The sequence below is a fragment of the Cupriavidus sp. GW823-FHT06D04 genome (assembly GCF_058795055.1).
The window spans coordinates 1-10,915 of record NZ_JBXAHL010000080.1; the positions used below are offsets into that span (position 1 = coordinate 1).

Genomic DNA, 10,915 nt, shown 5'->3' on the forward strand with positions numbered 1-10,915 from the left:
GGCTCGCCGCCTCGGCAGAATTGATCCGTTGTCGCGTAGAATTGATAAGTAGTAACAGGCCAAAACTTTCGAAAATGTCCACTGCCCAGATGCCCCACCTCATCCGAAGTGCCAGCCTGACGGGCTTCGCCGACCTGGCGCAGTCGGCTGGACTCGACCCCTTGGCGATGATGCGCAAGGCGGGCCTGCCGCGCCGGTGTCTCGACGACAGCGAGACCCTGATCGGCATGGAGGCGGTGTGCCGCTTGCTGAACCACTGCGCGCAAGCCTCGGACATGGAAGCGTTCGGCCTCAGGCTCGCCAGCCGCCGCCATATCTGGGAACTCGGCCCTGTCAGCCTCGTGATCAAACAGGAGAGCACGGCGCTGGGAGCGCTCAAGACGCTGCTGGGCTACAACCGTTTGCTCAGTGACGCCCTGGTGGCGCGGGTGGATGAAGAGGACGACGTTGTCGTCATCCGCGAGGAATTGATACTGGGCAAGTCGGTCCCGACGCGCCAGGCGATGGAGCTGACGGTCGGCGTGATGTTCCAGGTGCTGCGCGACCTTCTTGGCCCCAGATGGGAACCTCGTCAGGTTTGCTTCGCCCATCGGCCGCCACGGGATCTGAGCTTTCATCGTTCCTTCCTCGGCAAGCGCATCGAGTTCAACAGCGCCTTCAACGGAATCGTCTGCGCAGCAAGCGACATGGCCCGTGAGCTGACCTCGACGCAGGCCGGGCTCGGTAGTTTCGCGCGCCGCTTCATGGACTCCGCGCTCAACCAACGCAAACTGGGGTGCAGGGAAACCGTGCGCCACCTGATCGCGGCCTTATTGGGCAGCGGCCGTTGCACGGTCGACAAGGTGGCGCAGCACCTGGGTGTCAGTCGGCAGACCCTGCACCGGCAACTGAGCCTGGAAGGCGAGCAGTTCAAGTCGGTGCTGGATTCCGTCCGCCGCGAGCGGGCGCTAAAGCTGCGTGACGACAGCGACCATCCGCTGGAAGACGCGGCGTCGATGCTCGGCTTCTCCTCAGCCAGCGCCTTTGCGCACTGGTTCCAGGCCAGCTTCGGCACCAGCTTCATCCAATCCAGGCGGGCGCGCCAGCGTGAGACAAAAGAACAAGTCCATGTGACCGCTGATCAATAGCTGCCGACCGGCCGATCGTCATAATTTCGATTGTCGCGGGAAACTGCAAACTGAAGGAGGCAAATGCATGGCACGCATGAGGATGATCGATACGGACACCGTGGACCCGGAACTGAAGGACGTCTTCGAGAAGATGAAGCAGCAAGGCACTGTGCTGAACGTCTGGCGGATGATGGCCTGGTCCCCGGCGCTCGCCAAGGCCTGGGCGCCTTGCTCGCGCGGCCTTCGCAACGACCTGTCTGTCTCGCGCAAGCTGCGCGAGCTGCTGATCGTGCAGATCGCCTTGCGGCACGAATCTAGGTACGAATACGGACACCACGTGCACATGGCGCGGGCCGAAGGCGTCACGCCGGCGCAGCTAGCCGCATTGCCGAACGGGCGAGATGGCGCGCTGTTCGACGCTGACGAAGCCCTGGTGCTACAGCTCGCGGACGACCTGACGCATGCCGGCGGCGCGACCGCGGCGACCATGAACGCCTTGCTGGAGCGCTTCGGAGAGAAGCACTTGATGGAGCTGCTCGCGACCGGCGCGTTCTATTGTGCGGTGGCGCGCATCGTAAACTCGCTGGATTGCGAACTCGAACCTGAAGCCTGCTGAGTTGCTCGCCGGCGCGGGCGCAGACGCACGACCCGAGAACTTTGTGATCGACGCCGTGCCCGATCGCGGCGATCACACCCGCACCATCGCTATTCGGAATGATGCGCGGGAATTCCATGCCACCATTCATGCGTCCGGCGCGTCGGTTTGCATCCGCCGGATTAACCGCCGACGCATGGAGCCGCACGCGGACTTCGCCGAGTGCCGGTTGCGGCGTTGGCAGATCGCCGAATGCCAATACCTCTTCCGCACGCCGTTGTTTCTCATACCTGATCGCCTTCATTGGTGACCCTGTCCGATTCCGCATAGAGAGCAACAAGCCGTTCTGCCGGCCCGGCTTCGAATCAATAGGGGATATCACCCGCGATGCCCGCGCGCTCACATTGGCGTCGCTTGCCGCAGCTACGCGCGTAGTATCGCAAATTGGTAAGTCCATGTCCTGGCCAACTATGCATGGCAGCGTGGAACGCCAGATACATAATCAGTGTGCGACTTTCTGGTTGATAAGTTCGACGCGCCGGGCGACTTGTCGTTTCGTAGCATGGCTGTTCATTGTTGTAATCTCCAACCTTGTGAAGCTCGGTTGCCACGAGGTCAAAGTGATGCCAGGGGACCAATGGAGATTCGACTTTCCCTTTGCACAGAACAGCCGCGCATTTGGAGGACGAGCGCCGGCTCTCGCCCTTGCGGGGCGATTGCGCGTCGACCGTTCCCGAAGTTTTAATTTGCTACAAGCCTGCAGGGAAAGCAGATCGGATGACCGGACCGCTTCAAGATGCCCCGACAGGGTCGGTTGCTCCCACTGCGCAGCCCGACCACTGTCAGATCCACTGTCAAATCGCGTCTGGTCTCATACACGTCGCTACCAGCAAGCCGGCAGCACCGTGTTGCGCAGCATAGTTCGCTAGTCGATCTGGATCCCTGCATCGGTCGCGATCTTCGACCAGAGCTGCAGATCGCGGCTGACCATGTCGCGGAACTGCTCCGAGGTCTTCGCAGGTGGCGGCCCGAAGTTCATGGATTTCATCGTGGCTGCAAGATCAGGAGATTTCTGGACCTTGTTGATCTCATCGGCCAGCCTCTTCAAGATTGCCGGGTTGGTTCCCGCCGGTGCGAAAACGCCGAACCAGCCCACCGCGTCGAACTTGTAACCCTGTTCACCCATGGTTTTGACATCGGGAATCTGCGGTGCCCGCACATTACCCGCAATGGCAATGGCGCGAACCTTCCCGGAACGCAGGAAGGGGACTGGCGCGCCGGGATCGGTCCAGCCGATTTTCACGACACCCGAAGCGAGGTCAGTCAACAACTGATTCGAAGTCCGATATGGGACATGATCGGTCTTCATGCCGGTCTGCTTCTTGAGCCATTCCATCATCAGCTGTCCGGAAGACCCCGTAGACCAGGTGGCGTAGCCGTACTTGTCCGGATTCGCCTTCACGAACTGGATGAGCTCCGGCAAGTTGTGAACCGGCAGATCGTTGCTCACCAGCAGCACCACCCCACCCTCGGCCGTCTCGGCGATCGGCACAAGGCTCTTCTTCGGATCGTAGGGGATTGTCTTCAGTACGGCCGGGGCGATGACCATGTTCGATGCCGTAGTGTAAAGCAACGTGTACCCGTCGGCGGGTGCCTTGACGACAACGTTTGTCCCCACGACTCCACTGCCGCCCGGCCGGTTGTCAATAACGACCGGTTGCTTCAACGCTACCGATAGGCGTTGTGCCATCAGGCGTGCCAGGGCATCGGTTCCCGATCCTGCCGACGATGCTACGACCATCTGAATCGGGCGCGTGGGCCAAGCATCCTCCGCCCGCACCGACGCTGAAGCGCACAACGCCAGAAGCGATGCCGCACCCACCGTACCTGCAAACAGCTTTTGTATTCGATGTGCCATTGTCACCCTCCATATGATGTTCTGTTACCGATCGTTTAACCTGCGCTCCTTCCGCGTGCATCGCCCTGGCAGCACAGCAACGCCAATGACGAGGCCACACAGCCCGATGCGGTAGTGCAACGCTCAGCGAAATAGGGGCTGCGTGAACCGTTGGAAGAACTGCATGAGTCGAGGGCGGGGCGAGCCCCCGGCTCCTGCTCGCGCCAGAATTCGTTGGCTAACTTCAGCTGCGCGTATTCTCGAACTTGCGCAGGAAGCCCTGGTGGCCGCCATTTCGGTTGGGCGAGAAACCATTGGCCTGAAGCGTCTCTTCGACAGTGTCGTAGAAGACGCCAAGCTTCAGGATCTCGCGCGTCTGCTGCGCTGTCGCAATCGGGCGACCGAATTCGCCGGCGATGCGCACCAGTTGCTTGATCTGCTCGACCGAGCTCATCTTGCCCGTGCGGGTCTGGTTCCAGAGCACATCCTCGATGCCGCAACGGACATGCAGACCCATGGCCATGCCGATCATGTTGATGGGCAGCACATTGAGTACCGAACTTTCCACCGTGACCACTGCGCCGTCAGGCACAGCACGCAGCAGGTTTGCCAGGTTGAAGATGTTCGCCTGATCCATGCCGCCGCTGATCGCCACCCAGTTCATCACCAGCGGGCCCTTGTAGACGCCGCGGCGAATCATCCGCTCGATCGTTTCGAAGCTGTTGATGTTGTAAACCTGGAACTCGCTCTGGATGCCGGCGGCCGTCAGGCGCCGGATATGTTCCTCGGCCCAGCTGGGATTCGAGGGTACGATCATGTCCTTGTACGTGTCGTAGAGATGCGGGAAGCCGCGCGACACACCCTTGAAGTCGTCCAGGCCAGCGTGCTCCGTCACGTTCATCTGCGTCGTGTTGACCGTCACCGTCACCTGGTCGGGTTTCGGATCGAGCTCGGCCAGCATATGCCGCGTGTCGTCGCTCAGCCATTTCGCGGCCTGCCCCTCTTCGGGCGCGAAGCTGATGGAGCCGCCCACCTGGATCACCATGTCGGGCACTGCTCTGCGCACTCCGGCGATCAGCTCGTTGAACATGGACAAACGCTTGCTTCCCTTGCCATCGGCTTCGCGTACATGCAAATGCAGCACTCTGGCGCCCGCTTCATAGCAATCCACCGCCTTCTGGATCTGCTCCTCCATGGTGACAGGGATATCTTCCGGGAAGTCCGAGGGAATCCAGCCCGGCGCATACGGAGCGGCGGTGATGATCAGCGGTTGCTGGTTCTCGGGGTACAGGTGGCCGTCAAGGAAGTTCATGGTGATGGGTCTCCAGGATGAATGTTGAATATTGAGAAAGTCGAACCGGATGAGAGGGTTTCCCGGCCGGGAAACTGTCAAATCACAAAAATGGATGATCCGGTGGTCTTGCGAGCCTCGAGGTCACGGTGTGCCTGTACGGCATCCTCCAGCGCATAGCGCTGATTGATCTCGATGTGGATGCGGCCAGCCGCCACGTGGCCGAACAGCTCGCCGACCAGTTTCGCCTTCTCGGCCGGATCGGCGATATAGTCGGCCAGGCCCGGGCGCGTCAGGAATAGCGAGCCTTTGCGGGCCAGAATTGCCGGATCGAAACCCGTGACCGGACCGGAGGCGAACCCCACGCAAACCAGCAGGCCGCGTCGCTTGAGGGAGTCGAGCGAGGCCATGAAGGTGTCCCTGCCCACGCTATCGAAGACCACGGACACGCCCACGCCATCCGTCAGTTCCCGCACGCGCTTGGCCACGTCCTCATGGCTGTAGTTGATCGTGTGATCGCAGCCATGGGCGCGCGCCACTTCCGCCTTTGCCTCGCTCGAGACCGTGCCGATCACCGTCAGGCCCAGCAGCTTCGCCCACTGCGAGACGATCAGGCCGACGCCGCCCGCTGCCGCATGCAGCAGAATCGTGTCGCCCGCCTTGAACGGGTAGATCCGGCGCATCAGGTAGGCCGCTGACAAGCCCCGCATCGTCATGGCCGCCGCGACTTCGCAACTGATTGCCTGCGGCAGCTTGATCAGAGGATCGGCAGAGATCAGCCGCTCCGTGCTGTAGGCGCCCAGCGTGTTGGTAAATCCCGTATAGGTCACGCGGTCGCCGACCGCCAGGTGGGTAACGCCGGCCCCGACGGCCTCGATCAGGCCTGCGGCTTCGTTACCGATGCCGCTGGGCAGCGGGACCGGATAAGTACCGCTGCGGAAGTATGTGTCAGCAAAGTTCAGTCCTACGGCCGCGTGACGGACGCGGACCTCTCCCGGGCCCGGCTCGCCAACAGCGGCGTCCTCGAAACGAAGGACCTCGGGCCCGCCCGTCTCGTAAATCCTAACGACTTTCGCCATGTCGCCTCCTGTCTTCTATCCAACATGAAAGTGCGCCCGCGGCTTGCACATCGAGCGCGCCGGAGGAACAACCTGTGCGGCGAATCATCAGGCCTGGTCCGACTTGCCGCTTTACCATGTATGTCTTGCACTTTCCCTTTAATGACAGGGACAGGTTAGCCGGGACACTCTCACGTTGGCGTCGGCAGCGTGCAAACGGTAAGCGCGAACTAACAGCTCATGCCGTTTTCGGACGGATGATGGATATCGGCGGACTCGGAGATTTAGCGCCGCGGGAAGAACCGATGGGTGAGGGTCTTGCGGCACAGCGGCGCGGGCGGCCGTTGCTGTGTCGGACGGTCCGCAAGGGGCTGATTGCGGCACGCACGGAGCGCGGGGCGGCGGCTCTTACACATTTCCCAGACGAGTCCGCCCATTCCAGGGGTTATCCCTAGGTCGTTACTGCCATGCCCGAGCGCGACACGCGTCCCCCGTCGGTACCCGCACGCAGGCGGCTGGACCATACGTTCCCCTACCGACGCTTCGCCGACCACCTCACGGTGGCCAGCGCACGGCTCGGGGCCGATGTGGTTCGCTTCCTTCATCGTAGTGGACTCGAACCACCTACTCCTTGCCTGTCTCCCGGCGGCGCACTCAGAACTTGTGGCGCACGCCCAGCGCGACCCCCAGCATGTTGGACTCGCCCCGGCCGAGGGTATAGCTGTTGCCCAGCGCAAGGCTGTTGGCGAAGCCGTTGGCCAGCGAATCCAGTCCCAGCCCTGCATTTTTCGAATAGGCCGCCGTCAGGTAGACATCGGTGCGCTTCGAGAACGAGTAGGTGCCGATCAGGTTGATCTGCCAGGGATTGGGTATCGATTGGTTGCCGAACAGGTTTTTGATATTGTCGTAGGCAAACTCCGCGATCAAGCCCAGGGCCGACGTGAACTGATATTGCCCGCCGATCCAGTAGTAGTCGTCGCGCTTGACCATGCTGCCGTTCGCTCCCCGGTTCTGACCCCAGCGATAACCGCCCATGATTTTGGCATTGCCAAAGGCATAGCTCCCTGCAATTGCCGCGTTCTTGAAGGTACCGGTGTCGCTGCGAAATGTCGGGTTGAACTGGTCGTAGCCTGCCGAGATGCCGATGCCACCGGCGATAAAGGACAGGCCCGCGCCATAACCAGTGTCCCGACGGAACTGACCAGGCACCTCACCGTTACCGCCACCGGCAACCAGCAACGGGCTCGTCTGTGGCAAAGCCAGACCGACGCCGAATGACCAGTGCAACGATGCGGTCAGCGGACCGAATGCGCCCTTGTATTTGACCGTGTTGTCTTCACGATAGTTAGGTCCCAGCAGCGAAGCGCTCGGCTCATAAGAAGTGGCGTAGAGCGCCGGCACGAAGTTCGACATCGTGTCGAACAGCGACGTGTACTGCCGGCCAAAGGCCACCTGTCCATAGTTCTTACTCGCAAGGCCGACGTACGCCGAGCGACCGAACAGCCGGCCGCCCTGCTGCGAGGTGCCAGCGTCCTGATTGTAGCCGCCTTCCAGCACGAATAGCGACGACAACCCACTACCGAGGTCTTCCGTACCTCGCAAGCCCCAACGCGAGCCGGACAAGCCGCCCGAGTTCATCCGGTAGACCTTATTGCCTATGCCGGGATTGTAGCCATTGGCCGGTGCGGGCGCCACGCCCACGTGGTTGGCAAACTCCAGGTCGGCGTCGGCAACGCCGTACAGGGTGACGCTGGTCTGAGCCAGCGCCGTACCGCATCCTGCGCCGAGCATGACCAGGACCAGTCCCGTCTTCTTCATCTTCGCGGCGAGGTCGTTGCTGCCTAGCCGAACTGGCTGAGACGTTCGATCAAACCCTATGGCATTGCTGTTGCTATTGCCCAACTTTGTTCTCCTCGGTCTTTGTATTGGTGAGCATCGGACGATGCGCTCACATGGACTTCCAGTCATCCGCCGGTGATATAAGCAACCAGCACTGCCATGTCAGGAAGGTGCCTCTTCGATCGGCAGCCGGAGGGGCAGCCTGCTCTCCGGGCCATGATGCCGGGCGGTCCCAAAAGCTCTCCTTTGATCGCCCGATCGTCGAATCTCCACTCTTGCGCTTTTTGACACGCGTCGGTGCGCGTCACCCAACGATGACACTGCTGGCACCGCCACCGCCAGCGCTTTGATGTGCCTGCCCGCCGCAGATGCAAAAAGCAATGCCGTCCCTTTGAGGTCCTCGTCGTAGCCAAGTCGCCGCAGCGGCAGGTGGCTGGCGACATTGTCGGCGCCCCACTCGCCGAGTACACCCTTAGAACCTGTCAGCGATCATGACGGCCTGGCGAAGGGCTTTCCGGCGCCCTGATTCACGGCGTCCTTCTCTCAAAGATCGACGCCTCACGAATGCCAGAAAGGTCCGCCAAAACGCTTACTGAGGCTTATAGCCCACCGCTTGCAGCACTTCGCCCGTTGTTTTGTAGTCCTTTTTCAAGCTCATGGACAATTCCTCGGGAGTGCGCGGATTTTTGGAAGTCACACTCAGACCTAGCGAGGAGAGCCGTTCGCCGATCTCTGGCGTATTTAACGCTTTCAAAACTTCGCTCCGGATACGTTGCTGGATCGCATCCGAAACACCAGGGAGCGTCCACAGTCCCATCCAGGAGGTCCGTGTCATCGCGTCATACCCCAATTCGGCGAAAGTCGGGACATCTGGCATCAATTCGGAGCGCTTGGGCGAGCTGACGGCGAATAGCCTGAGTTTTCCCGCTTTGATCAATGGCACGGAAGTCAATGGCACATCCATCTGAAACTGGACGTTCCCCGCCATAACATCCACCAATCCGGGAGTGGACCCATTGTATTGGATGATATTCATATCGAGCCCCGCCAGTTGGTTCAATTGAAGTCCGAGTATGTGCGATATCGTTCCCGGCGAGAACGACCCAATATTGATCCTCCCCTTGTTGGCCTTCACATAGGCAACTAACTCCTGAAAGTTTTTGGGTGGCAGGTTGAAGTTGCCCACTAGCATCGCGCCCATGCTTCCCAGTTCGACCAGCGGCCGAATCGCTGTGAACGGATCGTACTTAGGCTTGAACGTGTAGGGCAGCTCGGAAACCAGACTACTGATGGACAGCAGGTAGGTGTGTCCGTCTGCAGGCGCTCTCAAAAAGGTTTCCATGGCCACGGCACCACCCGCCCCTGGCTTGGGTTCCACGACGACGGGTTGCCCCAAACTCTTGGTCAAGGAGTCGGCCACTATTCGCGCCAGAATATCCGCCGTCGCTCCCGGCGTGCCAACGGCGATGATGCGAATGGGGCGATCTGCCAGAGGCTGGCCCACAGCGATCGACGTCGAAGCCGCAAACAATCCGGCCATCGCGGCGCGCACAAGACTACGGCGAACAGTATTCAGTGTCTTTTTGTCAGGAAGAGTCATCGTGTCCTTTCAAATATCCAGTGAGGTAATTCAGTAACCGATCCACGAGCCCCGACGCTTGGAATTCAGCGATCCAGGTTCCAGCGGCAATCCTCTTCGAGAGAGGATGCCAACGGCACAGGCCAGCTACCCGCGACGGGGACCTCGCCGCTTCCCGGGCTTGCGTTTGGGTGCCATGCCAAAATGGCCCGCGTTTCATCAATCGTCTTGTACTGCACGCCAACCTTTTAGATCTCCCGCGCTTCCTTGCCGCTGGCCCAACTCGTTGGCGATGCGCGCGAGTTGTTCAACCTGCTGAACCGAGGTCATGCGGCTCCCCTGCTGGTCGATGCACGTGTTGCTGGTGGTTTTCAAGGCAGTCTCCTGAGAGGGTAGAACGAGGTTCATGCCGCTCGTTGGCCGTGGCCTGGCGCTCGCGCAGCTCCTGCTGCAGCAGGGGCGCCGCCAGGCTCATGGTGTGCAACCCCAGCGTGGAGGTGAGCTGCAGCACGGCCACGATTTCGTCGGCACTCACGCCGAGATCGAGCGCTCGGCGAATGTGGCGTCGCGTGCCGGGCGCGAACATGTGGGTCACAGACGCGTCGATCGCGATGCAGACCAGCTCGAAGGTCCGCGAGTCGAGCGCGGGGGAGTTCAGCGGAAAGCTGACCATGCGCATGAACTGCTCGGTCCAGTCCGGCGCCAGAGACGCCATGGCGTCCCAATCGGGATTCCAGTGGCCTTGCGCGCGCAAGGCATCACAAGTGGGCGTTTGGCTTGGGCTCATGCGAGGACTCCCGACTCATCTCGGCTTTGGGCCAGCCTGCGAATCAGCGCGTATGCTGCGGGCCATGGCCCATAGCCCGACGCTGGGTTCAGATGCCCGACCTCGCCCAAGTCGACCAGCTCCGCGCCCCAGCCGTACGCCATGTCCGCCACCCTTGCAAACTCTCCCAGCGGATCGTCGCGGCTCGCCGCCACGATGCAGTGGAAAGGTAGCGGACCCTTCGGCATAGGTGCCCAGCCTGCTTCGGCGAAAGCCGACAGCGCAGGGAATTCGGGCGGCAGAGGCTGCTCCAGGTCCGGCGGCGTCGCCAGCAGGGCGCCGAGGATCTTCCGGCCGGTGCGGCGCGCCCAGTGCGCTGTCGCAATGCATCCGCCACTGTGCGCCACGATGATGACCGGCGCCGGCGCAGCCAGTACGGCGGCGTCGATCGCCGCGACCCGCGCATTCAGGTCGATGTTGGTGCGCCCCAGCGCAGGGAGCGAGCGCACGTTGGGCAGTTCGCCGGCCAGCAGCGCCTGCCAGTGCGCCGGTGTTTCCTCGCGCAGCCCCGGCACCGTGACAACGGTCACTTCATGAAGGTCTTTCATGCCGCCACCTTGCGTTCCGCCAGTGCCGGCCTGGTCGGACGACGTGCGGTGGGATAACGCAACTCGGCGAGCGTCTGCTCGGTCGTCTGGTACTGCGTGCCGATCTTGAAGATTGCGCGCGCCTCCTGAGCCGACGCGACGCCCCGTCCCAGTTCGTGCGAGATGCGCACCAG

General features: G+C 61.5%; 9 protein-coding genes and 1 pseudogene. 2 read left to right on the forward strand and 8 right to left on the reverse strand.

What is annotated here, in order from left to right; translation table 11 throughout:
• Together AC1Q7H_RS39140 and AC1Q7H_RS39145 are read left to right on the forward strand one after the other, a co-directional pair.
• Positions 1–1,127 (forward strand): AraC family transcriptional regulator (locus AC1Q7H_RS39140; RefSeq protein WP_492382477.1); only part of this gene is annotated, 1,127 nt, incomplete at its 5' end.
• Positions 1,128–1,194: 67 nt separating this feature from the next.
• Positions 1,195–1,725: a carboxymuconolactone decarboxylase family protein gene (locus AC1Q7H_RS39145; protein ID WP_492382478.1), complete on the forward strand. Its 531-nt coding sequence runs from the start codon at positions 1,195–1,197 to the stop codon at positions 1,723–1,725.
• Between the two features lie 73 nt (positions 1,726–1,798).
• Here AC1Q7H_RS39145 and AC1Q7H_RS39150 read toward each other — a convergent pair.
• The 8 genes and pseudogenes from AC1Q7H_RS39150 to AC1Q7H_RS39185 form a co-directional block, all read right to left on the reverse strand.
• Positions 1,799–2,161, reverse strand: a pseudogene (locus AC1Q7H_RS39150) (hypothetical protein); the annotation flags it as partial.
• A 468-nt stretch (positions 2,162–2,629) separates the two neighbouring features.
• A complete protein-coding gene (locus AC1Q7H_RS39155; protein WP_211983047.1) occupies positions 2,630–3,622 on the reverse strand; it encodes a Bug family tripartite tricarboxylate transporter substrate binding protein in 993 nt (330 codons plus the stop codon).
• 223 nt (positions 3,623–3,845) lie between these two features.
• On the reverse strand, positions 3,846–4,913 hold the full coding sequence (locus AC1Q7H_RS39160) for a beta-keto acid cleavage family enzyme (RefSeq protein ID WP_492382479.1): 1,068 nt from the start codon (positions 4,911–4,913) through the stop codon (positions 3,846–3,848).
• Between the two features lie 77 nt (positions 4,914–4,990).
• Positions 4,991–5,971, reverse strand: coding sequence for a quinone oxidoreductase family protein (locus AC1Q7H_RS39165; protein ID WP_492382480.1), 981 nt, complete (start codon positions 5,969–5,971; stop codon positions 4,991–4,993).
• 633 nt (positions 5,972–6,604) lie between these two features.
• Positions 6,605–7,768: a porin gene (locus tag AC1Q7H_RS39170; RefSeq protein WP_492382482.1), complete on the reverse strand. Its 1,164-nt coding sequence runs from the start codon at positions 7,766–7,768 to the stop codon at positions 6,605–6,607.
• Between the two features lie 610 nt (positions 7,769–8,378).
• Positions 8,379–9,389, reverse strand: a complete 1,011-nt coding sequence (locus tag AC1Q7H_RS39175) for a Bug family tripartite tricarboxylate transporter substrate binding protein (RefSeq protein ID WP_492382481.1) — start codon at positions 9,387–9,389, stop codon at positions 8,379–8,381.
• 286 nt (positions 9,390–9,675) lie between these two features.
• Positions 9,676–10,155: a carboxymuconolactone decarboxylase family protein gene (locus AC1Q7H_RS39180; protein ID WP_211983039.1), complete on the reverse strand. Its 480-nt coding sequence runs from the start codon at positions 10,153–10,155 to the stop codon at positions 9,676–9,678.
• Positions 10,152–10,742, reverse strand: a complete 591-nt coding sequence (locus tag AC1Q7H_RS39185) for an RBBP9/YdeN family alpha/beta hydrolase (RefSeq protein ID WP_492378689.1) — start codon at positions 10,740–10,742, stop codon at positions 10,152–10,154. Before AC1Q7H_RS39185 ends, AC1Q7H_RS39180 begins: the two co-directional genes overlap by 4 nt.
• Positions 10,743–10,915: the final 173 nt, after the last annotated feature.

Bases quoted from the DNA above. Each gene is read 5' to 3' on its own strand.
- AC1Q7H_RS39170 (WP_492382482.1), bottom strand. From the start codon at position 7,768: ATGAAGAAGACGGGACTGGTCCTGGTCATGCTCGGCGCAGGATGCGGT.
- AC1Q7H_RS39165 (WP_492382480.1), bottom strand. From the start codon at position 5,971: ATGGCGAAAGTCGTTAGGATTTACGAGACGGGCGGGCCCGAGGTCCTT.
- AC1Q7H_RS39155 (WP_211983047.1), bottom strand. From the start codon at position 3,622: ATGGCACATCGAATACAAAAGCTGTTTGCAGGTACGGTGGGTGCGGCA.
- AC1Q7H_RS39180 (WP_211983039.1), bottom strand. From the start codon at position 10,155: ATGAGCCCAAGCCAAACGCCCACTTGTGATGCCTTGCGCGCGCAAGGC.
- AC1Q7H_RS39175 (WP_492382481.1), bottom strand. From the start codon at position 9,389: ATGACTCTTCCTGACAAAAAGACACTGAATACTGTTCGCCGTAGTCTT.
- AC1Q7H_RS39145 (WP_492382478.1), top strand. From the start codon at position 1,195: ATGGCACGCATGAGGATGATCGATACGGACACCGTGGACCCGGAACTG.
- AC1Q7H_RS39185 (WP_492378689.1), bottom strand. From the start codon at position 10,742: ATGAAAGACCTTCATGAAGTGACCGTTGTCACGGTGCCGGGGCTGCGC.
- AC1Q7H_RS39160 (WP_492382479.1), bottom strand. From the start codon at position 4,913: ATGAACTTCCTTGACGGCCACCTGTACCCCGAGAACCAGCAACCGCTG.